This is a genomic window from Caballeronia sordidicola (assembly GCF_001544455.2).
GTDB lineage: Bacteria > Pseudomonadota > Gammaproteobacteria > Burkholderiales > Burkholderiaceae > Caballeronia > Caballeronia sordidicola.
In genome coordinates, this window is record NZ_FCOC02000032.1 from 1 (window position 1) to 22,600 (window position 22,600).

A 22,600-nucleotide genomic window follows, 5' to 3' on the forward strand; every position below is an offset into this window, starting at 1 on the left:
GAGTCGACGGCGACGTTCGATCGGGGCGATTTCGGCGTGGATTATGGCAAGACCTACGGCTTCAAGATGAAGACGACGCTGCATATTCAGGCTGAAGGCGTGCGCCAGTAAGCAGGCAGCGACTACTTACACGGTCCAATGCTGTGGACCGGAAAAACCGCTTCGCACGAAGCGGTTTTTTTTCGCCCCGGGTTTTGCGAGCATTTCGATCTGGATTTCGGTGTGGCACAGTCGGCAGCGTTTGCAGTTTTGCTTGCGGGCCGAATGTGCGCGGCATCGATATAAAAATTCCAGGAGAAAATGCATGGCCAGTACGCCTGTATCAGCAACTGTTGTCCGGCCGGCCGCGTGGCGCGCGGTGGTGGCGGCGTCCATAGGCAACGCGCTCGAATGGTTCGACCTCGTGGTCTATGGGTTTTTCGCGGTGGTGATCTCGAAGTTGTTCTTTCCGTCGGGCAACGATTCAGTCTCGATTTTGCTCACACTCGGCACGTTCGGCGTGTCGTTTTTCATGCGGCCGCTGGGCGCGATCGTGCTCGGCGCCTACGCCGATAAAGCCGGCCGCAAGGCCGCGCTCACACTGTCCATTCTGTTGATGATGGTGGGCACGTTAATTATTGCCGTGTTGCCGACTTACTCGTCCATTGGCATTGCGGCGCCGCTGATCCTGGTGCTCGCGCGTTTGATGCAGGGCTTCTCCGCCGGCGGCGAATTCGGCAGTGCAACCGCGTTCCTTGCCGAGCATGTGCCCGGGCGGCGCGGTTTCTTCGCGAGCTGGCAGGTCGCGAGCCAGGGCTTGACCACGCTGCTTGCCGCCATTTTCGGTGTGGTTTTGACCGGGAATCTATCGCCGGAACAGATGAATTCATGGGGCTGGCGCATGCCGTTTTTCTTCGGTTTGCTGATCGGGCCGGTGGCGTACTACATCCGCACGCGACTCGATGAAACGCCTGAATTCCTCTCGGCCGTGACGACCGCGACGCCGTTGCGGGACACGTTTGCATCGAACAAGGAGCGCTTGCTGATTGCCATTGGCACCGTGGTGCTGGGAACGGTTGCGACCTATCTCGTACTCTTCATGCCGACTTATGCGATCCGCCAGTTGGGCCTCGCGCCATCGGTGGCGTTCACGGCGATCCTGCTGACCGGCGCAATCCAGATGGTGCTTTCGCCATGGGTCGGCCATCTCTCCGATACCCACGGCCGCACCCGCATCATGCTGATCTCGGCGGTGCTCTTGCTTCTGCTCATTTACCCGCTTTTCACGTGGATCGTCGCGCATCCCACGTTCGGCAACCTGCTGGTCGTGCAGGCAGTGCTGGGCGTACTGATGACGGGGTACTTCGCCGCGTTGCCGGGCTTGCTTTCGGAGATGTTTCCCGTCGCGACGCGCACGACCGGGATGTCGCTCGCTTATAACATTGCGGTGACGGTGTTCGGCGGCTTCGGGCCGTTCATCATCACGTGGTTGATTGCATCGACGGGATCAAAGGCCGCGCCGAGTTTCTACATGATTTTCGCGGCGGCGATCAGCCTCGTGGCGTTGATGGCGGCGAGAAAACGGCTTGGATTCAGGTGACAGGTACGACCGCGTTCTCATGAGTGCCGCTTTTGCTGCGCCTGCATGTAGGCGCGCAAAAGCTTGTTGATGCGCGTCTGGTACCCCTCGCCTTGTTCCTTGAACCACGCCAGCACGTCGGCGTCGAGCCGCATGGTGACGGCTTGCTTGGGCGGTTTGTGCAGTTCGGCATTCTTGAAGAAATCGTCGCCAAGTTCGGGCATCTCGCTTGTGTCGATGCTGGCGTCCGGCATGGCTTCCAGGCGCTTCCAGTCGGTCTTTGTAGTTTTGCTCATGGTTTTGCTCTGCCCTTAAGTGCCTGGAAGGCGTTGAATGGATCAACGGGAAATGGCGTCCCCATAACGTCTTACTTCGGGACGCGTTGCCTTGCGTGCCGAAATGATCCGTATGGTGTCGCCGTCGCGCTCTACATATACGACCAACGCAACGATCAGTTTCATCCATCCGAGCGCAATCCAGCGGTCTTCGCCAAAGTCTTCCCGGCGATCCGCCGCGGTCAGCACGGGATACTTGAAAATTTCGACCGCGTCATTGAAGTCGATACCGTGTTTCCGGATATTGCTGCGGTTCTTCGCTTCGTCCCACTCGAATTGCATGACGCTTCCTGTATTTACGATTGTACATACATTGTGCAGTATTAGGAACTCCCGCAGTCGGCTTACCCGTAGCCGCATGTGTCGGTTCCACCAAATGTTGCAAATCCCCGCCCCAAAAGCAAAAAGGCCGACTCTTTCGAATCGGCCCTTCCTGCCTTCAAACATTGAATCCCTGGCGCTTTAAACCTCTGCGCCAGCGTTCGGATCGTTGGGATCGAATTTCGGCTTCTTGTCCTTCACCAAATCTTCGCGCTTCACGCCAAGCCACATGGCCAGCGCAGCAGCCACGAACACCGACGAATAAATACCGAACAAGATGCCCACCGTCAGCGCCAGCGCAAAATAATGCAGCGTCGCGCCGCCGAACAGGAACATGGACAGCACCATCATTTCCGTACAACCGTGAGTGATGATGGTTCGCGACATGGTGCTGGTGATTGCGTGGTTGATCACCTCGATCACCGTCATCTTGCGCTGCTTGCGGAAGGTTTCGCGAATCCGGTCGAAGATAACCACCGACTCGTTCACCGAGTAACCGAGCACTGCAAGAATCGCTGCCAGCACCGAGAGCGAAAACTCCCACTGGAAGAACGCGAAGAACCCGAGAATGATCACCACGTCATGCAAGTTGGCGATAATGCCGGCCACCGCGTATTTCCATTCGAACCGGAACGACAGGTAGATCACAATGCCGATCACCACGCAGGCAAGCGCGAGCAGCCCGTTGGTGACGAGTTCCTTGCCGACTTGCGGACCGACGAATTCAACACGCTGCAACTGCGCCTGCGCATCCTGGTTCTTCAGCGCACTCATCACCTGATCGCTTTGCTGCGCGGACGTCAATCCTTGCTTCAACGGCAAGCGGATCAGCACGTCGCGCGACGTGCCGAAATTCTGCACCTGGGCGTCGGGATAACCGAGCTTGCTCATGGTGTCGCGCACGGGTTCGAGCGGCACGGCCTGCGGATACTGCACTTCCACCACGGTCCCGCCGGTGAATTCCACGGAAAGATGCAGTCCGCGATGCAGAAGGAAAAACACAGCGGCGAGAAACGTGATGAGCGAAATTGCGTTGAAAAGCAATGCTCGCTGCATCAACGGCAAGTCGCGGCGAATACGAAAGAATTCCATGATTTATTCTCCGGGACTCAGTTGGACGAGCCGGGTTTTTTCGGCTCGATGCCAGGCCCCGAGCGGCGGCGAACAACCGGCTTGCCGTTGCGAAGCGCGGGCGCAGCCTGCTGTTTCTGCGCACGGGCGGGGACTGGCGCCTTGGCGCGGGCGGCGGGCTGGACGATTTCGTCGACGGGAGAATCGTCACCACGCTCGTTCGCCAGATAAGCGGCGGTGGCCGCGGCCGTGTCGCTGCCAGTCGGACGCCAGACCTGACCAATCGCGAGCGATTGCAGTTTCTTCTTGCCGCCGTACCAGAGATTCACGAGACCGCGCGAGAAGAACACAGCCGAGAACATGGATGTCAGGATGCCGATACAGTGCACGACCGCAAAGCCGCGCACCGGACCCGAGCCAAACGCGAGCAGCGCCAGACCGGCAATCAGGGTGGTCACGTTAGAGTCGAGAATCGTTGCCCATGCGTGCGAAAAGCCGTTCTGAATAGCGAGCTGCGGCGGCGCGCCGTTGCGCAGTTCCTCGCGGATACGTTCGTTGATCAGCACGTTTGCATCGATTGCCATACCGAGCGCGAGCGCAATAGCCGCTATACCCGGCAGCGTCAGCGTGGCTTGCAGCATGGAGAGAATCGCCACCAGCAACAGCAGGTTCACCGACAGCGACAACATGGAGATCAGGCCGAACAGCATGTAGTACGCGATCATGAAGACGGCGATAGCGGCGAAACCGTACTGCACCGAATCGAAGCCCTTCCTGATGTTGTCGGCGCCCAGGCTCGGGCCGATCGTGCGTTCTTCGATGATGTCCATGGGCGCAGCGAGCGAGCCGGCGCGCAGCAGCAGCGCGAGATCCGTTGCGGCTTGCGGCGAAGGCTGTCCGGTGATCTGGAAGCGGTCGCCGAGTTCGGACTGGATGGTCGCGACCGTCAGCACTTCGCCCTTGCCTTTCTCGAACAGGATCATGGCCATCGGCTTGCCGATGTTGTCGCGCGACACGCTGCTTACCGAACGGCCGCCGGCCGCGTCGAGGCGAATGTTCACGGACGGACGCTGATGTTCGTCGAATCCCGCCGATGCGTCGATGATCCGGTCACCCGAGAAAATCACCTGCTTGCGTACGAGCGTGGGCCCCGTGTTGCCCTGCGTGAAGAGTTCGTCGCCGGGAGGAACCGGGTCGTTCGGGCCCGGATGCGTGTTGGTCGGATCGGCGAGGCGGGCTTCGAGCGTTGCCGTGCGGCCGATGATGTCCTTCGCTTTCGCCGTGTCCTGCACGCCCGGCAGCTCGACCACGATCCGGTCGGAACCTTGTTGCTGGATCACCGGCTCGGCCACGCCAAGCTCGTTCACGCGGTTATGCAGCGTGATGATGTTCTGCTTGAGTGCGCTGTCTTCAACCGTCTTTTGCGCAGCCGGCGTGAACGTGCCGACCACTTGGTAACCGTCGCCGCCCTGACGTGTTGCCCATTGCAGTTCGTTCAGGCTCGTCGAAAGCACCGTGCGCGCGGAATCGGCGGCAGCCTGGTCGGAGAAGTTGACCACCACAGCCTGATTCACGCGATTCACGCCGCCATCGCGGATGTTTTTATCGCGCAGGAGGGCGCGGGCGTCAGTGGCGTTCGAATCCAGCTTCTTGTTCAGTGCCCCCGCCATGTCCACTTGCAGCAGGAAGTGCACGCCGCCGCGCAAGTCGAGGCCAAGGTACATGGGCAATGCATGCAACGCGGTGAGCCAGCGTGGCGAAGCCGCCTGCAGATTCAGCGCGACGATATATTGCGGATCGTTCGGGTCGCTGTTGAGCGTTTTCTGCAACAGATCCTTCACGCGCAATTGCGTATCCGTGTCTTTCAGGCGCACGCGGATGTTCGCGTTAGCCGACGAGTTGTCGAAGGTGACTTCGTCTGCCGCGATCTTGCTCGCCGACAGGGCGCCCTCGACATTGGCAAGCGTTGACGAATCAAGCTTGACCGTTGCCTTGCCGCTCGATACCTGCACCGCTGGCGCTTCGCCGAAAAAATTGGGCAGTGTATAGACGAGGCCGATGACGAGCGCCACCAGCATCACGGCATATTTCCAAAGTGGGTAGCGATTCATGGGAATGGCCGAACAGGAGAGTTGGCGAGGAGGGGATAAGCGTTTGCGTCCGGCAATGAGCGGGCTGCCGGCGTAAAGGTGCGTAACCGCACGAGCCGCGCCGGACGCAAGAAATATCGGCCTTACAGCGACTTGATCGTGCCTTTCGGGAGGATGGTCGTGACAGACGCCTTCTGGATGGTGATTTCCGTGCCTTCCGCGATCTCGACGCCCACATACGCGTCCGACACCTTCGTCACCTTGCCGACAATACCGCCGTTCGTTACGACTTCGTCACCCTTCGCCATTGCAGCCAGCATGTTGCGATGTTCCTTCTGGCGCTTCATTTGCGGGCGAATCATGATGAAGTACAACACAGCGAACATCAAGATCAGAGGCAGAAAACTCATGATGCTTGACTGTGCACCGTCGGCGCCTTGTCCGAAGGCTCTTGAAATAAAATCCACGTCGGTCTCTCCGTTATAACGATCAGAAAATTAGCCCGCCATTCTAACACCGGGCTTCGCCGCACAAGCGCGGAATGCGCTTTGTGATCAAGCTGTTAAAGGGCGGCGTAAAGCAATTGTAATGTCTATTGCGTGAATCGAAGCGTCGATCAAGCGAACGTTAGCCATCTGGTCAGCCGATTCCACGCGCCCGGTTCTCATGAAACACCTTCACGAACGCGTCGAACATGTGGTTTTCGATTGAATCGCGGATTTCCTGCATGAGTTGCAAGTAGTAGTGCAGGTTGTGGATGGTGTTCAGTTGCGAGCCGAGAATTTCGCCCACGCGATGCAAATGGTGCAAATACCCACGCGTGAAATGACGGCAGGTATAGCAGCCGCAGCTTTCGTCGAGCGGCCGGAGCGAGTTCTTGTGTGTGGCGTTGCGGATCTTGACGTCGCCGAAGCGGGTGAAGAGCCAGCCATTGCGCGCATTGCGGGTCGGCATCACGCAGTCGAACATGTCCACGCCCGAGCCTACGCCCGCGACGAGGTCTTCAGGCGTGCCCACGCCCATCAGATAACGGGGTTTATTGGCGGGAAGCTTAGGACCTACGTGTTCCAGCAGGCGGATCATCTCTTCCTTCGGCTCGCCGACCGATAAACCACCGATCGCAAATCCATGAAAATCCATGTCCGCGAGACCGGCGAGCGATTCGTCGCGAAGATCCTCGAACATGCCGCCCTGGACAATGCCGAACAGCGCGTTCGGGTTGCCGCCCCGCGCGAATTCATCGAGCGAACGTTTGGCCCAGCGCATCGACATGCGCATGGAATCCGCCGCGTCCTTGTGCGGCGTAGGCACGCCGTTGGTGGCGTAGGGCGTGCATTCGTCCAGTTGCATCACGATGTCAGAGTTCAGCACCTTCTGAATCTGCATCGAGATTTCCGGCGATAAAAACAGCTTGTCGCCATTGATGGGCGACGCGAACGTGACGCCGTCTTCGGTGATCTTGCGCAGATCGCCGAGAGAGAAGACCTGGAAGCCGCCGGAATCGGTGAGGATCGGCCGGTTCCAGTTCATGAAGCGATGCAATCCGCCATGCGCCGAGATTGTTTCCAGCCCCGGACGCAGCCAGAGGTGAAACGTGTTGCCGAGGATGATCTGCGCGTGCATTTCCTCGAGTTCGCGCGGCTGGACGGCCTTCACCGTGCCGTAGGTGCCAACGGGCATGAAGATTGGCGTCTGGACCACGCCATGGTTCAGCGTGACGCGGCCGCGGCGCGCCTGGCCGTCGGTTGCGATCAGATCGAACGCAAGGCCGTTTTCCGGGCGCGTCGTTGTTTCGGCCATATGGGTTGTTTCGTTCATTTCGTTCATTCGAAGCTCCTGCGACCGGAAAGGCCCTGCATTGGGGACGGAGTCAGGCGCTGAAGCGCCAACTCCGGACCGGCGTGTCCGGCGCAAATGGGTAATTTATTGCGTGGGCCGCTGGGTTCAAGACGTTTGCCGCGTGAGCAGCATGGCGTCGCCGTAGCTGAAAAAACGGTATCGCTCTTCAATTGCATGCGCGTAGGCGGCGCGGATCGCGTCCATGCCCGCAAACGCGGAAACGAGCATCATCAGCGTCGATTTCGGCAAATGGAAATTCGTCACAAGCCGGTCGACCACGCGAAACCGGTAACCCGGCGTGATGAAAATATCCGTCTCGGCGCTGGTTTCCGCGAGCGTGCGGCCGGCTTCATCGGCGTCGCGCGCGGCGGCTTCGAGGGCGCGCATGGACGTGGTTCCGACCGCGATCACGCGATTTCCGCGCGCTTTTGCCGCCGCGATCTTGTCGGCGAGCGACTGCGGCAACCTGTACCACTCGCTATGCATCTTGTGCTCCGCGAGATTCTCCACGCGCACCGGCTGGAATGTGCCCGCGCCCACGTGCAGCGTCAGCGTCGCGCGATCCACGCCGCGCGCGTCGAGCGCGGCGAGGAGCGGGGCATCGAAATGCAGGCCCGCGGTGGGCGCCGCGACCGCGCCGGGGTTCGCGGCATAAACAGTCTGGTAGCGAGTTTCGTCGTAGGCGTCGGGATCGTGCTCAATGTACGGCGGCAACGGCAAGCGCCCGTATTGCTCGATCAGCGTGAGGCAATCAGCCGGGAAATGCAGCGTGTAGAACGGTTCCGCGCGCTCGCCGACCGTGACTTCGAAAGCATCGGCGAGAACGATCCTCGTGCCGGGCTGCGGGCTTTTGCTTGCCCGGATCTGCGCGAGCGCGGTTGTCGCGCCCGTCAGACGCTCGATGAGCACCTCGACTCGCCCACCGCTGGCCTTTTGGCCGAGGAACCGTGCCTTCAGTACTTTGGTATCGTTGAATACCAGCAGATCGCCGGGTTCGAGCAAGCCGGGCAACTCGGTGAACTGGCGGTCGGTGAACACAGGCGCAGCGGCGCTGTTGTCCACGTCGAGCAGACGGCTCGCGCTGCGCTCGGCGAGCGCCGTTTGCGCGATCAGCTCGGGCGGCAGATTAAAATCGAAGTCGGAAAGCGTGAACATTGGGGAAAGCGAGTCAGTGCACGATGATTCGCGCGGTATTTTGCAAAAACGCGTGGCAGGGCGGCGCGCGGCGGCGCCGTCGTAAAGAACGCACGGCGAGAGGGGAACTCCCGCTTCGCCGCGCCGAACGAAGCCGATATTGTACTTTGAAGAGATCAGATGCCCTTGCCCGACCGCCGTTTGCTCGTCGATCCTGAAGCCGGAATTGCTCCTGAAGCAGCGGGCGAACCGGACGCGCCCATCCAGAAACCCAAGCGCGGGCGTACGAGAAAACTCGCCGATCTTGAAATTGCGGACAAGGTCCAGCCGCTCAAACCCGCTGCGCCGCCGCCTAAACCCGTCGACAAACTCGCGAAGCTCGGCCTGAAATCGGATATCGATCTGGTGCTGCATCTGCCGATGCGCTACGAAGACGAAACGAGCATCACGCCTATTGGCCATCTGATTCCCGGCGACAACACGCAGACCGAAGGCGTGGTATTCGACAACGAGATCGCGTACCGGCCACGCCGCCAGTTGCTCGTGAAAATGCACGATGACGCCGGCGACGAACTCACGCTGCGCTTCCTCAATTTCTACGGCTCGCAGGTCAAGCAGATGGCGATCGGCGTGCGCTTGCGCGTTCGCGGCGACGTGCGCGGCGGTTTCTTCGGCATGGAGATGGTGCATCCACAGGTGCGTCCGGTGGATGAAGACACGCCGCTGCCGCAAGCGCTGACGCCGGTTTATCCGAGCACGGCGGGTGTGTCGCAGGCGTATTTGCGCAAGGCTATCGACAGTGCGTTGTCGCGGGTTCATCTGCCGGAATTGCTGCCGGAGAAGATTGCGCGTGCGCATCTTCAGCCGCTGAACGTGCCCGGCCTTCTTGACGCCGTGAAAACGCTCCATCATCCCCACGCGGATTCCGATGAAAACGCGTTGATCGACGGCACGCATCCGGCGTGGACGCGCATCAAGTTCGAGGAGTTGCTCGCGCAGCAGTTGTCGCTCAAGCGCGCGCACGAGGAGCGCCGCACACGCGCCGCGCCCATGATGCCGCGCCTGCACGACGCGCCGGAGTCGCTCGTCGCGCGCTTCCTGGCGACGTTGCCGTTCAAGCTGACCGGGGCGCAGGAGCGCGTCTGCGCGGAGATTTCCGGCGAACTGACGCTGCCGCATCCCATGCAGCGTTTGCTGCAAGGCGATGTGGGCAGCGGCAAGACAATCGTGGCGGCGCTGGCTGCCGCGCAGGCTATCGATGCCGGATATCAGGCCGCGTTGATGGCGCCGACCGAAATCCTTGCCGAGCAGCACGCGCGCAAGCTTCGCGCGTGGCTCGAACCGCTGGGCGTGACCGTCGCGTGGCTTGCCGGCAGCCTGAAGGCGAAGGAAAAGCGCGCGGCGCTGGAGGCGGCGGCGTCCGGCGCGGCGCAACTGGTGATCGGCACGCACGCGATCATTCAGGACGCGGTCGAGTTCGCGCGCCTGGGGTTTGCAATCATCGACGAACAACACCGCTTTGGCGTGGCCCAGCGGCTCGCCTTGCGGGCCAAGGCGCAAAACGCCGGTGACGGTGCGCAGAACTTCCAGCCGCATCAGTTGATGATGTCGGCCACGCCGATCCCGCGCACGCTTGCCATGACGTATTACGCGGACCTGGATGTATCGACTATTGACGAATTGCCGCCGGGGCGCACGCCGATCCTGACCAAGCTCGTTTCCGACAACCGCCGCGACGAAGTCATAGCCCGCGTGCGCGAGGCGGCGTTGACCGGACGGCAGGTGTATTGGGTGTGCCCGCTGATCGAGGAAAGCGAGACGCTGCAATTGCAGACGGCGGTCGAGACCTACGAGACGCTGGCCGCCGCGCTGCCGGAATTGCGCATCGGGCTTGTTCATGGACGCCTGCCGCCTGCGGAGAAAGGCGCCGTCATGGACGCGTTCTCGCGTGCCGAAGTCCAGTTGCTGGTTGCCACGACCGTGATCGAAGTCGGCGTGGACGTGCCGAATGCATCGCTGATGGTGATCGAGCACGCCGAACGGTTTGGCCTCGCGCAGCTTCACCAGTTGAGAGGCCGTGTGGGACGGGGCAGCGCGGCGTCGGTGTGCGTGCTGATGTACGCCGGGCCGCTGTCGCAGACCGCCCGCGCCCGCTTGCAGACCATGCGCGAAACCGCCGATGGCTTCGAAATCGCGCGTCGCGACCTGGAGATTCGCGGCCCCGGCGAGTTTCTCGGCGCGCGGCAATCCGGTGCGGCCATGCTGCGCTTCGCCAGTCTGGAAAACGATGGCTGGCTGATCGAACCGGCGCGCGCGGCAGCCGACCAGATGCTTGCCCAATTTCCCGAAGCCGTCACGAATCACCTCGCCAGATGGCTTGGCGCGCGCGAGCAATACTTGAAAGCGTGAACGCAGCGTGGTTTCCCGGGTCTTAAGCGACTGCGTGAAACGGCTTTCTCGTTTTGAGCGCGACTATTCCTGCGCGGGTTGGCGAATCCCCTCTACGGGTGTATAAGTCAAATCCTATCGATTCAATGACTCTGATTGGCCCCTAATGACCCTGACCGAATTGAAGTACATCGTTGCGGTGGCGCGCGAGCGGCATTTTGGCCGTGCGGCCGAGGCGTGTTTCGTGAGTCAGCCGACGTTGTCGGTAGCAATAAAAAAACTCGAAGACGAACTGAACGTACAGATTTTCGAGCGCGGCACGAGCGAAGTCAGCGTGACCCCGATCGGCGAACAGATCGTGACGCAGGCGCAGCGCGTGCTGGAGCAGACGCTTGCCATCAAGGAAATCGCCAAGCAGGGCAAGGACCCTCTGGTCGGCCCGTTGCGGCTGGGCGTGATCTACACCATCGGGCCGTATCTGTTGCCCACGCTCGTCAAGCAGATGATCAAGCGCGTGCCGCAGATGCCGCTGATGCTGCAGGAAAACTACACGCTCAAGCTGATCGAACTGCTCAAGCAAGGTGAAATCGATGTCGCCATCATGGCGCTGCCGTTCCCCGAAACCGGCCTGATGGTGCGGCCGCTGTTCGACGAACCCTTTGTGGTCGCCATGCCCGCCGGTCATCCCTGGGAAAACCGCGAGAAGATCGATCCCGACGACCTGAAGCTGGAAACCATGCTGCTTCTCGGCAGCGGACATTGTTTCCGCGATCACGTGCTCGGCGTGTGTCCCGAGTTGATGCGTTTTTCGCAGAATGCAGATGGAATCCAGAAGACTTTCGAAGGATCGTCGCTGGAAACGATCCGGCACATGGTCGCGAGCGGAGTGGGAATCACCGTGCTGCCGCGCATGTCGGTCATGGAAGTGAAGCCTCACGCGGCGGGCGTGGATGCCGGTCTGCTGAGCTACGTTCCCTTCGATGACCCCGTACCCGACCGCCGCGTGGTCCTGGCGTGGCGCAAGAGTTTTACGCGGATGCCCGCCATCGAAGCAATTTGCGATGCAATTGCTGCCTGCAACATTCCCGGCGTCACGCGGCTCGAGTTGCCCGCCGCCGTCAACTAAGCACTGAGCATCGCCTCGCCGCGCCGTTCTGGCGCGGCTTCTGTGCTTTCCCCACTGTTTTCGAACGTTGAACCAATCGCGGCATTCGGCCGCCCTATCGGATAGATTGAATTAATTGAATTATCGAGATAGATAGTTTTTGTTAAGCTCCTATCCATGGTTCGGCTCCGTCCGGTCCGACAAAAAAAGGAGAAAGCCATGACATTGATCGCCCGGCAGGCCATGCAACTTACCGCGAATTATCGCGAAGCACGCAGCGTGGTGGTCGACATGCTGGCCAGCTTCGCGCGCACTTGCTGAACACGCCCCGCATAACTGTTTCCGAGCAAATTCCAGGAGTATTCGATGACCAATCGCACCCTTACCACCGCAGCAGGCGCGCCAGTCGGCGACAACCAGAATTCCATGACGGCGGGTCCCCGCGGTCCCGTGGCGTTGCAGGATTTCTGGCTGATCGAAAAGCTCGCGCACTTCGACCGCGAAGTGATTCCCGAGCGCCGCGTGCATGCCAAGGGATCGGGCGCATTCGGCACGCTGACGGTCACGCACGATATCTCCCGTTTCACGAAGGCCAAGGTGTTTGCTGAAGTCGGCAAGCAGACGCCGCTCTTCATGCGATTCTCGACGGTCGCAGGCGAGCGCGGCGCGGCCGATGCCGAGCGCGACGTGCGCGGTTTCTCGATCAAGTTCTACACGGAAGAAGGCAACTGGGACGTGGTCGGCAACAACACGCCGGTGTTTTTCATCCGCGATCCGCTGAAGTTTCCTGATTTCATCCATACGCAAAAGCGCGATCCGTACACAAACATGCGCAGCAACGTGGCGGCGTGGGACTTCTGGTCGCGCCATCCGGAATCGTTGCATCAGGTCACCATCCTGATGAGCGATCGGGGAATTCCGAAAAGCTATCGGCAGATGCATGGCTTCGGCTCGCACACGTACTCGTTCATCAACGCGAACAACGAGCGCTTTTACGTGAAGTTCCACTTCAAGTCGCAACAGCCGCTCGAGAATTTCACCGACGCCGAAGCGTCGGCAGTAGTCGGCAGCGACCGTGAAAGCGCGCAGCGCGACCTGGTGGACAACATCGATCGCGGCAATTTCCCGAAGTGGAATTTCCGCATCCAGGTGATGACGGAAGCGCAGGCGGCGACCTACCGCATGAATCCGTTCGATATCACCAAGGTGTGGCCGCACAAGGATTTCCCACTGATCGACGTGGGTACGCTCGAGTTGAATCGCAACGCCGGCAACTATTTCGCCGATGTCGAGCAAGCCGCCTTCACGCCGGCGAACGTGGTGCCGGGAATCGGCTTCTCGCCGGATCGCTTGTTGCAAGGCCGCTTGTTCTCGTATGGCGACGCGCACCGGTATCGCCTTGGCATCAATCACCATCAGATTCCGGTGAATGCGCCGAAGGCCGCCGTGCAGAATTCTTTCCATCGCGACGGCGGCATGCGCGTGGACGGCAACAGCGGCGGCCGCGTGAACTACGAGCCGAATCGTTTTGGCGACTTTGCTCAGGACGCAAGCGTGAACGAGCCGGCGTTGGCGGCGGGTGCGGTGGAGCGTTACGACCATCGTGAAGACGAGGACTACTACAGCCAGCCGGGCGCGTTGTTCCGCCTCTTCGACGACGCGCAAAAGCAGCGCTTCTTCGGCAACATCGCGCGGCATATCCACGGCGTGCCGAACGAGATCGTCAAGGTGCAGATCGAGCACTTCCGGCGCGCGGATCCGGCGTATGCGGCGGGTGTGGTCGCGGCGTTGGCGGCTTTGGGCCAGGTGGTCGAGAACGCTGACGCGGATCTTGAAGCAGTAACGAAGTAAGGCAGGCCGGGACGCTCGAGCAGAAGCGTCCCAATCGATTGAAAACGCAGGACTCAAGGAGAAACGGCGATGACACAAGCGATCATGAATATCGAGCGGGCGGTGAGCGGCATTGAGGCCAAAAGCCTGAACGCGTCGCGTGGCGTGCGGCTCGCGATCGGTTTTGGCATTGTCGCGGCGAGTTACGCGGTGGTGGTTATCGAAGGATTGCACGGCGCGGGTCTGGTCTGACGAACCCGCACCAGAGGTCCGGTGCGCGTCGCATTGACGCGCCCGATAACCCTTCGGACCCGCGCTGCACGGCGGGTCCGGCCGCGTTTCTAAGATAAACTCACGAACGCCCGGCGGAACCCGGTCCACGATCTGGATCAGTCATTCGCCCGCATTGTTCGTATCACTCTCACGGAGTCACTATGGCGAAGAAAATCGCATCACCGGCTGTGAACATCGGTATCAGCGACAAAGACCGCAAGAAGATTGCCGATGGCTTGTCGCATCTGCTGGCCGATACCTACACGTTGTACCTTAAGACGCACAATTTCCACTGGAACGTGACAGGGCCGATGTTCAACACGCTCCATTTGATGTTCGAAGGCCAATACACGGAACTGGCGCTGGCTGTGGACGCCATCGCCGAACGTATTCGCGCGCTGGGCGTGTACGCGCCGGGCAGCTATCGCGAGTTCGCGAAGCTCTCGTCCATTCCGGAAGCCGATGGCATTCCGGTGGCGGAAGAGATGATCCGCCAACTGGTGCAAGGGCAGGAAGCGGTGGTGCGCACGGCGCGCGCGATTTTCCCGTTGACCGACAACGCCAACGACGAACCGACGGCGGACTTGTTGACGCAACGCATGCAGATTCACGAGAAAACGGCGTGGATGTTGCGCGCAATGCTGGCGGAGTAAGAAGCCGGCTGAACGTGTGAAATGATTGGCAGAAAGCCTCGCGTTTCTCGGAACGCGGGGCTTTTTGTTATCGGCGAAGGGAAAGCGGGGCGCTTCGGCGCGCTGCCTTAAAATACCGTCACCGTGATCCGCCGCAGCCCGAACGCCATGCTCGCTCGTCTTCCGCTCTATCTTCGCCTTGTCCGCATGGACAAGCCTATCGGCAGTTTGCTGTTGCTGTGGCCGACGCTCAACGCGTTGTGGATTGCATCGGGCGGGCGTCCGTCGCCCATGATCCTGCTGATCTTCGTGCTCGGCACCTTGCTCATGCGTTCGGCCGGCTGCGCGATCAATGACTACGCCGATCGCGATTTCGATAAACACGTGAAGCGCACCGAAAACCGGCCGATCACGTCCGGCAAGATTGCCGCGTGGGAGGCCGTGGCGCTGGCGGCGGTTTTATCGGCGATTGCGTTCCTGCTGATCTTGCCGCTCAACGCGCTGACTAAAGAACTGTCGGTGTTCGCGCTTTTTGTCGCGGGTACTTATCCGTTCACGAAGCGGTTTTTCGCGATTCCGCAGGCGTATTTGGGGATTGCCTTTGGTTTCGGCATTCCCATGGCTTTTGCCGCCGTGCAGGCTCACGTGCCGCCGCTCGCGTGGATCATGCTCGCCGCCAACGTGTTCTGGTCGGTCGCCTACGACACCGAATACGCAATGGTCGATCGCGACGACGACATCAAGATCGGCATTCGTACGTCGGCGCTGACATTCGGCCGCTTCGATGTCCTCGCGATCATGCTGTGTTACGCCGTGACGCTCGGAATCTATGTGTGGGTTGGCATGGCGCTTGGGTTCGGCGTGCTTTACTGGATCGGATGGGCAGCGGCGGTGGCGTGTGCGATCTACCACTACACGTTGATCAAGGACCGCGAACGCATGGCATGTTTCGTGGCCTTCAAACACAACAACTGGCTTGGCGGCGTGTTGTTTGCGGGTATCGCGGCGCAGTATGCGTTCATGCATTAAGACAGCGTCTTAGGCAAAAATTTTCTTGCGAAGCTTGCGTGGGATCAACTCCGCAGGCGAAGGGCGGCCAAAGGCGTCCGCTATGATTCGACCTCCCCGCATCGGCAAAACGTCAAGATAGCGGGCGACAGTCGCATCGGAATTTCATGCTCGACCAATTTTTTTCTTTGACCGCCAACCGCACCAACGTGCGCACCGAGTGTCTCGCCGGGTTCACCACATTCCTCACCATGTCCGCGATCCTGTTCGTGAATCCGGACATTCTCAAAGCCGCGGGCATGGATCATGGCGCGGCGTTCGTCGCCACATGTCTCGCGGCCGCGATCGGCAGCCTGCTGATGGGACTGGTCGCAAATTATCCGATTGGACAAGCGCCGGGCATGGGCATCAACGCCTTTTTCACATTCGGTCTTGTGAAAGGCATGGGGTTGTCGTGGGAAGTGGCGCTGGGCGCGGTGTTTCTGTCGGGCGTGTTGTTCGTGTTGTTCAGCCTTTTCAAGGTGCGCGAATGGTTTGTGAACGCCATTCCGACAGGCCTCAAATTGTCGATCTCCGCCGGCGTCGGCTTGTTTGTCGCGCTGGTGGCGCTGCATCAGGCCGGTATTGTCACCGCTAACACGGATACGCTCGTTTCCATCGGCAATATCAAGTCGCCGCAAGCATTGCTCGCCATGGCCGGCTTCCTGTTGATGGTCGTGCTGGACAAGCGGGGCGTGCGGGGCGCCATTCTCATCGGCATTTTGACGGTCACCGGTGTATCGATTGCGATGAGCATCACGCCGTATGGCGGTATTGCGTCGAGCCCTCCGTCCCTTGCCCCCACATTCCTGCACGCCGATATCAAAGGCGCACTCAACGGCGCCGTGCTCGGCGTGGTGCTGTCTTTCTTTCTGATGAGCTTGTTCGAGACGTCCGGCACGCTGATCGCAATTGCGAGCCGCGGCGGGTTTCTCGATGCCAGCGGCAAGTTGCCGCGCCTGAAACGCGCTCTGCTGGCCGATTCGCTGGCGATCAGCGCGGGTGCGCTGCTCGGGACTTCCAGCACCACGTCCTACATTGAAAGCACCTCCGGCATTGCCGCTGGCGGACGCACCGGACTGACCGCCGTGGTCATTGCCTTGCTGTTCCTGGGCAGCCTGTTCTTCGCGCCCTTGGCGGCAATGATTCCGCCGCACGCGACCGCGCCTGCATTGCTGTTCGTGGCCATCCTGATGCTCAGGAGCCTGGCTGATCTTGATTGGCAGGATCTTACGGAATCGGCGCCCGCCGTAGTCTGCGTCACGGTGATGGCCTTCACCTTTTCAATCTCGGATGGCATCGCTTTTGGCACTATCGCGTATGTTCTCCTGAAGGTGTTGTGCGGCCAGCACCGGAGCCTTGAGGCGCCCATTGTGGTCGTGGCGGCTTTGTTCATGGGGCGCTACCTGTTCCTATGAGCGTTTCGGCTCGGTCGGCAACCAGATAAATAGTGGCAACGCGATCAGCAACATCAATGGCAAAACAGTAAGCGACGTCAGCACGCCGCTGCTGTCCATCAGGCGCGCGGGCATCATCATCATCAATCCGCCCATCACGAACTGGCTGCCATTCACCAGCGCCGATGCAATGCCTGCCTTGTCCGGCCCAACCAGCGTGCCGGCAATGCTAAAACACAGCATCGACGCGCCCGCAGCCAGCCCAAAGACAAACAGGAGCAGGGCAAGCAGTCCCACGCCGATAGCGCCGCCTCCCAGCAACACGACCAATATCCCCAACTGAAGCAGCACGCCGATAAGCAGCGGCGTTTTAGGATTGCGGCCGGCAATGCGTGCAAACAGCGGCGCGCCGAACGCCATTCCGAGCCAGCAGCACGCCGCAGCAATCCGCGCGGGATGCTGCGCAATGCCATAAGCCTCAACGAGCCGGGGCGCCCACACGACGCCCATCGCCAGCATGCTGCCAAAACTGACCGCGCCGATAAGCAGGTTGCTCAACATGCCCGGGACGTGCGTGACGCTGAACAGGTCGCGTCCCATTTGCCGCAAGAAAAGCCACGGTGCGTCGGGCCATCCGTGATTGCTGTTCCAGCCTGGTGGATCGCGCATCAACAACATCAGCACGGTCAGGCAGGCGGCGACGGCGGCCAGTGAATAGATCACGGCATGCCACGACCACGCGACAAGCGATTGCGTCAACGTAATCTGCGATAAAAACGCGGCAATCGATGCAACGAATTGCACCCAGGCAAACATGACGCCATAGCGTTCCGGCGCAAACCACACGCCGCCCACGAATCCCGCGCCAATAAAGGCGAAGGACGCGCCCAGACCCAGCGGCAACTGCGCCAGCAACAGCGCGGTCAGACTGTGTGCGCTGGCTACAAGCGTTGCGCCCAGGGTTAACAACGCACACGCGAGAGGCAGCAAGCGCCGCGCGCCCACGCGGTCGAGCAATGCGCCGGAAACCAGCTGGCTTACGGCAAAACACCACGTATAGGCAAAGCCGACCAGGCCGATATCGGCCATGTCCAGACCGAGACTGGACGCCATGTCGCCATTGGTGATGGCATAACCCGTTTGGAAACCAAAGACCAGAACCACGAAAGAGACACTGAGCGCCCAGTTGAACCAGGGCTTGCAAGCAGATAAAACACGGGTGTGCATGAGCATGCTCCCGAGAAGATGAGGGCATGGCGATCCACCGGACATCAGGTCGCCATGCCGGAAACGCGCCAGCACGAAGCTGACGCGGCTGCAACGGCTTAACGCTGACGCGCTGGATGAGATTCCTTGACGATGATCGACAGCACACACGACACGGCGAGCAAAGCCGGCATGCTGAGCATGGCGTGCTGGAACGCGGGCAGGTCGCCTGCGGTGCCTTCGAGGAAGCGGCCAGGAAGGTTCATCAGCACGCCGCCCACGATGAACATGGCGCCATTGACAACCGATGCCGATGTGCCAATCAGGCGTGGCGGCACGTTATCGCCGGCCATGGTGAATGCGAGCATGTGGCCCGCGTTGGCGAAGCCGACAATGAAGCACAGGCCCATCGCCAGGATGCCCGTAATCGGCAGGTAGATCAGTGCGAGCAGGGCGGCAAGCTGAATGATGGCGGTAATGATCACAGGGCTCTTGCGTGCCTTGATGGCATCGGACCATTTGTTGATCAGCGGGCTGCCCGCCGCGAGGCCGAGCCATAAGCAGGCGTTTGCCATGTTTGCGTCGGATTCGCTGACGCCATGCGCCATGACGAGCTTGGGCATCCAGACCACGCCCAGCGCGAGCATCACGCCGAAGGTAATCGCGCCGGCCAGCGAGATCAGCAGCACCTGACGGTTCTTGAGCACTTCGGTCATTGAACCGATGACGTCGGAGAGGAACCTGCCAGTGGTCAGCCCGCGAGTGTCCGGCGTAACGGGATTGCGCACGAAGACGAGCGCCGCCAGCCACAGGAGTACGCCAAAGCCACCGAAGCCCAGCATCAGCTGACGCCACGTCATGACGGACAGGGCGGCATCGAAACCGGCAGCGCCGAAGGCAGAAGACAATGCGGCCACCAGTTGCACGAGGCCAAACATCACGCCGAACTTGGCCATGCCAAACCACACGCCGCCAACGTACCCCGCTCCGACGAAACCGGCGCACGACCCCAGCGCCAGCACGACCTGCGAGAGCAGCAATACTTCAAAGCTGTGAGCCGTGGCGAAAAGAAATACGCCTATTCCAACCAGGAGAATGGCGGGCAATAATATTTTCCGGGATCCCAGGCGGTCGAGAAGTGCGCCGGAGAATAACTGGGCAATTGCAAAAACCCACGTATAAACCGCGGCGATCAAACCGACTTGATCGAGTCGCAGGCCAATATCGGCCTGGACGTGTGTATTAAGAATTGCGTAGCCGGTTTGAACGTTGAACAACCAGACCACGAAGACGGTAGCCAGTATCCATACCAGCCATGCATAACCGCCGCCCTGCGCCGCTACCGGCGTGGGTGTTACGGTGCTCAGGTCATTGTCGCGAGCACTCATGATTTTGATTCCAGAAAGGTGACTGCCGCTGCGTAGTGCAGCGGAAGGAAATGCGGTTACGGCCGGTCGTACACCTGGCGTCCAGCCACGTAGGTAGCGGCAATGGCGCGGTCGTCGGCCAATGTCATCTGGATGAACAACGACTCTTCGAGGCTTTCGCAATAACGCATGCGGTAATCGATAATCGGCGTCGAATGCAGATCGATCACAGCCAGGTCAGCTTCAAACCCCGGGGCTATCGTGCCGATTTTGTCCGCGAGTCCCAATGCTGAAGCTGTGCCCCGGCTTGCCTGATAAAACGCATGGCCCGAGGAAAGTGCATTGCCATTCAACTGCGCGGCTTTATAGGCTTCGTTCAGTGTTTGCAAAATGGAAAAGCTGGTGCCTGCGCCTAAATCGGTTGCCATTCCGACTCGCACCGGATTTTTACGGGTCCTTGCATTTTTCATATTGAAATAACCCGATCCAAGAAAGAAGTTGGACGTGGGACAATGCGCAATGGCGGCGCCCGTTGCGGAGAACAAATCAAGTTCTTCATCGCTCAGATGAATGCCGTGACCGTAGATAGCCCGATCCCGCAGCAAACCGTACTTATGATAAACGCTGGTATAACTGCTGCATTCCGGATAAAGCGACTTCACCCAAGCCACCTCATTTATATTCTCCGATACATGAGACTGAATCAGTGCCGACGGTAAATCCGACGCCAACTGGGACAGCATTTCAAATTGCTCTGGCGTGGACGTGGGTGCAAAGCGCGGCGTAATCACATATTCATTGCGCCCGTTACCGTGCCATTTTTTCGCTAATGCGGCGGATTCGTCGTAGGCGCGTTGCGGTGTATCCAGCAAAGCGCCGGGGGCATTGCGATCCATACAGATCTTGCCCGCCTGCACGCGCATGTTGTATTTGCTGGCGACTTCGAAGAAGGCATCGACGGACTGCGGATAAACCGTACAGTACACGGTGGAACTCGTTACGCCATTGCGTAGCTGCTCGCGCAAGAACACCTCGGCTACGGCGGTGGCATGCTCTTTTTCAGAGAACTGCTGTTCCGCGATAAACGTGTAATTGTTCAGCCAGTCCAGCAGTTGCTCTCCGTAGGCGCCAATAATCTGCGTTTGCGGATAATGTACGTGGCTGTCAATAAAACCGGGGACAATCAGACTGTTTTTATAATTGCGAATTTGTGTGTCGGAGGAAAGCGTCCCGATTAGATCTTTTGCCGGCCCCACCGCACTAATCAAGCCGTCTTCCATGACAATGATCGCGTCCGCCTCGTAGACCATGCAATCCCGCATATCCCGCTGGAACGGGTCGTCCTTGAACGTGAGCATTGCGCCGCGAATTGCTGTTTGCATCTTGAAACTCCCTTTCTACACCTTCGCCAGGCAGTCAAAACGCAAATTGACTGCCGCCTCAGGCCGCGCATTGGGTAATAAGAAAATGCGCTAATCGCCCTTGGTGCAGATATTGTGCGCCGCAGCGCTTTCGCGGGTTTTGCTTTTCATCAAGTATCTTTATATCAAGATACATCCAGTGAAGAAATCATGATCGAACGCTATGAGCGCTCAGTGCCGATCTGTTTTAATAGCGCCTTTTTCACCTTTATAGATTTCCTTCATGCCAGATCGAACCGACGGCGTTGACCGGATCGTCAGCCGCTGGCGGCAAGTCCGCCCCGACCTGGACCCGTCGAGCACTGAAGTCATCGGGCGCATTGTGCGGCTCGAATACTTCATCACGCGGCGCGTCCTGGTCGACCTCGCGCGTTACCGGCTCACCGTGGGTGAGTTCGATGTGCTTGCCGCCTTGCGCCGCGTAGACGAGCCATTTGAACTATCGCCCTACCAGTTGCAGAGCATGGTGCTGATTTCATCGGGCGGATTGACGAACCGAATAGACCGGCTGGAAAAAGCCGGCTTGGTCACGCGCCATCCCGATCCCGCGGATCGACGCGGTGTCATTGTGCGGCTGACCGAAAAGGGCCTGGAAGTGGTCGACGACGCCACGGAGCATCATCTGAGCGCCGAGGCAGAATTACTCAAACCGCTCGACGCAGTCGAACGTCAGCAACTAGCCGGATTGTTGCGTAAGCTTTTGAGCCGGCACGAGAGTTAGGCGCGCTGGAGCGGTGCGCTCCAGCGTCCTCGATCAAAACCAAAAGCGTCAAGCCTTACCGAATTCGGCGCCCATCTCTTTAGCCCGTGCATTGGCGGCCAGCGCGCCGCGAACGATCGCTTCCTTCACGCCCTGGGCGTCGAAGGAAGCCAGCGCTGCTGCTGTCGTGCCGCCTTTGGACGTCACGCGTTCGCGCAGCACGCCGGGCTGTTCACCCGATTGCGCCGCCAGCTGCGCCGCGCCAGTGAACGTGGCTATGGCAAGCGCGCGTCCTTGCTCTTCGTCCATGCCGAGCTGGCGCGCGGCTTCCTGCATGGCTTCGATGAAATAAAACACGTACGCCGGACCACTGCCCGAAATGGCGGTGACGGCGTCGATCTTCGCTTCGTCCTCGAACCACACGGTCTCGCCAACCGCTTCCAGTACTTTCGACGCCAGCGCCTTCGCCGCATTGTCCACGCCGGGCAGCGCGGCGAGGCCTGTCACGCCCATGCCGATCAATGCTGGCGTGTTCGGCATTGTTCGCACGATTTGCGTGTAGCCGCCGAGCCAGCGCGACAGATCGGCAGCGCGAATGCCGGCAGCAATGCTGATCACCAGTTGCTTCGACAACACCGGCTGCAACGCACCGGCCACGTCCTTCAAAACCTGCGGTTTGACCGCAAGCAGAATGGCGTCGTAACCGCCGAGCCTGGAATCGATCGATGCCCCCGTCGCCGCGCCGAACTCCTTCGCGACGCGTGCGCGCGCTTCTTCGCCCGGATCGACCACATAGAGATCCGCCGCCGCCACGCCGCGCTTGATCAAGCCGCCGATCAGCGCCGACGCCATGTTGCCGCCACCAATAAACGCAATTTTCATAGTG

General features: G+C 60.0%; 20 protein-coding genes and 1 pseudogene. 10 read left to right on the top strand and 11 right to left on the bottom strand.

Going from position 1 to position 22,600, the window contains the following annotated elements; all coding sequences use genetic code 11:
- Together AWB64_RS32445 and AWB64_RS28850 are read left to right on the top strand one after the other, a co-directional pair.
- Positions 1-111 (top strand): annotated as a pseudogene (locus AWB64_RS32445) (polyisoprenoid-binding protein); the annotation flags it as partial.
- A 193-nt stretch (positions 112-304) separates the two neighbouring features.
- Positions 305-1,579, top strand: a complete 1,275-nt coding sequence (locus tag AWB64_RS28850; RefSeq protein WP_060858834.1) for an MFS transporter — start codon at positions 305-307, stop codon at positions 1,577-1,579.
- Between the two features lie 17 nt (positions 1,580-1,596).
- Here AWB64_RS28850 and AWB64_RS28855 read toward each other — a convergent pair whose 3' ends face one another.
- From AWB64_RS28855 to queA, 7 genes are all read right to left on the bottom strand, one after another.
- Complete coding sequence (locus AWB64_RS28855; protein ID WP_060858835.1) at positions 1,597-1,854, bottom strand: BrnA antitoxin family protein; 258 nt, start codon at positions 1,852-1,854, stop codon at positions 1,597-1,599.
- Between the two features lie 42 nt (positions 1,855-1,896).
- Positions 1,897-2,175 carry a BrnT family toxin gene (locus tag AWB64_RS28860; protein ID WP_060858836.1) on the bottom strand — a complete coding sequence of 93 codons (279 nt, stop codon included), beginning with the start codon at positions 2,173-2,175 and terminating at the stop codon, positions 1,897-1,899.
- Positions 2,176-2,355: 180 nt separating this feature from the next.
- Entirely contained in the window at positions 2,356-3,306 is a 951-nt protein-coding gene (secF, locus tag AWB64_RS28865; protein ID WP_060858837.1) for a protein translocase subunit SecF, read from the bottom strand.
- A gap of 17 nt (positions 3,307-3,323) precedes the next feature.
- Entirely contained in the window at positions 3,324-5,396 is a 2,073-nt protein-coding gene (secD, locus tag AWB64_RS28870; protein WP_060858838.1) for a protein translocase subunit SecD, read from the bottom strand.
- A gap of 122 nt (positions 5,397-5,518) precedes the next feature.
- A complete protein-coding gene (gene yajC / locus AWB64_RS28875; protein WP_056356232.1) occupies positions 5,519-5,842 on the bottom strand; it encodes a preprotein translocase subunit YajC in 324 nt (107 codons plus the stop codon).
- 172 nt (positions 5,843-6,014) lie between these two features.
- The gene (gene tgt, locus AWB64_RS28880; RefSeq protein ID WP_060858875.1) at positions 6,015-7,175 is read right to left on the bottom strand and encodes a tRNA guanosine(34) transglycosylase Tgt; all 1,161 of its coding nucleotides are present in this window, start codon (positions 7,173-7,175) and stop codon (positions 6,015-6,017) included.
- Positions 7,176-7,319: 144 nt separating this feature from the next.
- The gene (queA, locus tag AWB64_RS28885; protein ID WP_060858839.1) at positions 7,320-8,369 is read right to left on the bottom strand and encodes a tRNA preQ1(34) S-adenosylmethionine ribosyltransferase-isomerase QueA; all 1,050 of its coding nucleotides are present in this window, start codon (positions 8,367-8,369) and stop codon (positions 7,320-7,322) included.
- 159 nt (positions 8,370-8,528) lie between these two features.
- Between queA and recG the strand changes: the two genes are divergently transcribed.
- From recG to AWB64_RS28915, 7 genes are all read left to right on the top strand, one after another.
- Positions 8,529-10,757 (top strand): ATP-dependent DNA helicase RecG, encoded by a 2,229-nt coding sequence (recG, locus tag AWB64_RS28890; RefSeq protein ID WP_060858840.1) that lies wholly within the window; start codon positions 8,529-8,531, stop codon positions 10,755-10,757.
- A gap of 145 nt (positions 10,758-10,902) precedes the next feature.
- Positions 10,903-11,862: a hydrogen peroxide-inducible genes activator gene (locus AWB64_RS28895; RefSeq protein WP_060858841.1), complete on the top strand. Its 960-nt coding sequence runs from the start codon at positions 10,903-10,905 to the stop codon at positions 11,860-11,862.
- A 345-nt stretch (positions 11,863-12,207) separates the two neighbouring features.
- Positions 12,208-13,692 carry a catalase gene (locus AWB64_RS28900; RefSeq protein ID WP_060858842.1) on the top strand — a complete coding sequence of 495 codons (1,485 nt, stop codon included), beginning with the start codon at positions 12,208-12,210 and terminating at the stop codon, positions 13,690-13,692.
- Between the two features lie 69 nt (positions 13,693-13,761).
- Entirely contained in the window at positions 13,762-13,923 is a 162-nt protein-coding gene (locus AWB64_RS31775; protein WP_157766725.1) for a hypothetical protein, read from the top strand.
- Between the two features lie 182 nt (positions 13,924-14,105).
- The gene (locus AWB64_RS28905; RefSeq protein ID WP_060858843.1) at positions 14,106-14,597 is read left to right on the top strand and encodes a Dps family protein; all 492 of its coding nucleotides are present in this window, start codon (positions 14,106-14,108) and stop codon (positions 14,595-14,597) included.
- A 147-nt stretch (positions 14,598-14,744) separates the two neighbouring features.
- Complete coding sequence (gene ubiA, locus AWB64_RS28910; RefSeq protein WP_060858844.1) at positions 14,745-15,605, top strand: 4-hydroxybenzoate octaprenyltransferase; 861 nt, start codon at positions 14,745-14,747, stop codon at positions 15,603-15,605.
- A gap of 146 nt (positions 15,606-15,751) precedes the next feature.
- Complete coding sequence (locus tag AWB64_RS28915; protein WP_060858845.1) at positions 15,752-17,041, top strand: NCS2 family permease; 1,290 nt, start codon at positions 15,752-15,754, stop codon at positions 17,039-17,041.
- Here the strand turns inward: AWB64_RS28915 and AWB64_RS28920 are convergent.
- The 3 genes from AWB64_RS28920 to guaD form a co-directional block, all read right to left on the bottom strand.
- The gene (locus AWB64_RS28920) at positions 17,036-18,247 is read right to left on the bottom strand and encodes an MFS transporter (RefSeq protein ID WP_060858846.1); all 1,212 of its coding nucleotides are present in this window, start codon (positions 18,245-18,247) and stop codon (positions 17,036-17,038) included. The two genes, AWB64_RS28915 and AWB64_RS28920, sit on opposite strands and share 6 nt — an antisense overlap.
- Before the next feature lie 98 nt (positions 18,248-18,345).
- Positions 18,346-19,614 (bottom strand): MFS transporter, encoded by a 1,269-nt coding sequence (locus tag AWB64_RS28925; RefSeq protein WP_060858847.1) that lies wholly within the window; start codon positions 19,612-19,614, stop codon positions 18,346-18,348.
- Positions 19,615-19,670: 56 nt separating this feature from the next.
- On the bottom strand, positions 19,671-20,975 hold the full coding sequence (gene guaD / locus AWB64_RS28930) for a guanine deaminase (protein WP_060858848.1): 1,305 nt from the start codon (positions 20,973-20,975) through the stop codon (positions 19,671-19,673).
- A 262-nt stretch (positions 20,976-21,237) separates the two neighbouring features.
- Between guaD and AWB64_RS28935 the strand changes: the two genes are divergently transcribed.
- Positions 21,238-21,735 carry a MarR family winged helix-turn-helix transcriptional regulator gene (locus tag AWB64_RS28935; RefSeq protein WP_060858849.1) on the top strand — a complete coding sequence of 166 codons (498 nt, stop codon included), beginning with the start codon at positions 21,238-21,240 and terminating at the stop codon, positions 21,733-21,735.
- A gap of 48 nt (positions 21,736-21,783) precedes the next feature.
- On the opposite strand, the gene proC is transcribed toward AWB64_RS28935, so the two are convergent.
- Positions 21,784-22,596 (bottom strand): pyrroline-5-carboxylate reductase, encoded by an 813-nt coding sequence (gene proC / locus AWB64_RS28940; RefSeq protein ID WP_060858850.1) that lies wholly within the window; start codon positions 22,594-22,596, stop codon positions 21,784-21,786.
- Positions 22,597-22,600 lie beyond the last annotated feature (4 nt).

Coding starts and splice junctions, on each gene's coding strand:
- AWB64_RS28895 (WP_060858841.1), top strand. CDS start 10,903: ATGACCCTGACCGAATTGAAGTACATCGTTGCGGTGGCGCGCGAGCGG.
- AWB64_RS28850 (WP_060858834.1), top strand. CDS start 305: ATGGCCAGTACGCCTGTATCAGCAACTGTTGTCCGGCCGGCCGCGTGG.
- AWB64_RS28905 (WP_060858843.1), top strand. CDS start 14,106: ATGGCGAAGAAAATCGCATCACCGGCTGTGAACATCGGTATCAGCGAC.
- AWB64_RS28920 (WP_060858846.1), bottom strand. CDS start 18,247: ATGCACACCCGTGTTTTATCTGCTTGCAAGCCCTGGTTCAACTGGGCG.
- AWB64_RS28900 (WP_060858842.1), top strand. CDS start 12,208: ATGACCAATCGCACCCTTACCACCGCAGCAGGCGCGCCAGTCGGCGAC.
- AWB64_RS28855 (WP_060858835.1), bottom strand. CDS start 1,854: ATGAGCAAAACTACAAAGACCGACTGGAAGCGCCTGGAAGCCATGCCG.
- queA (WP_060858839.1), bottom strand. CDS start 8,369: ATGTTCACGCTTTCCGACTTCGATTTTAATCTGCCGCCCGAGCTGATC.
- AWB64_RS31775 (WP_157766725.1), top strand. CDS start 13,762: ATGACACAAGCGATCATGAATATCGAGCGGGCGGTGAGCGGCATTGAG.
- tgt (WP_060858875.1), bottom strand. CDS start 7,175: ATGGCCGAAACAACGACGCGCCCGGAAAACGGCCTTGCGTTCGATCTG.
- AWB64_RS28860 (WP_060858836.1), bottom strand. CDS start 2,175: ATGCAATTCGAGTGGGACGAAGCGAAGAACCGCAGCAATATCCGGAAA.
- AWB64_RS28935 (WP_060858849.1), top strand. CDS start 21,238: ATGCCAGATCGAACCGACGGCGTTGACCGGATCGTCAGCCGCTGGCGG.
- secF (WP_060858837.1), bottom strand. CDS start 3,306: ATGGAATTCTTTCGTATTCGCCGCGACTTGCCGTTGATGCAGCGAGCA.
- recG (WP_060858840.1), top strand. CDS start 8,529: ATGCCCTTGCCCGACCGCCGTTTGCTCGTCGATCCTGAAGCCGGAATT.
- guaD (WP_060858848.1), bottom strand. CDS start 20,975: ATGCAAACAGCAATTCGCGGCGCAATGCTCACGTTCAAGGACGACCCG.
- AWB64_RS28915 (WP_060858845.1), top strand. CDS start 15,752: ATGCTCGACCAATTTTTTTCTTTGACCGCCAACCGCACCAACGTGCGC.
- proC (WP_060858850.1), bottom strand. CDS start 22,596: ATGAAAATTGCGTTTATTGGTGGCGGCAACATGGCGTCGGCGCTGATC.
- AWB64_RS28925 (WP_060858847.1), bottom strand. CDS start 19,614: ATGAGTGCTCGCGACAATGACCTGAGCACCGTAACACCCACGCCGGTA.
- secD (WP_060858838.1), bottom strand. CDS start 5,396: ATGAATCGCTACCCACTTTGGAAATATGCCGTGATGCTGGTGGCGCTC.
- ubiA (WP_060858844.1), top strand. CDS start 14,745: ATGCTCGCTCGTCTTCCGCTCTATCTTCGCCTTGTCCGCATGGACAAG.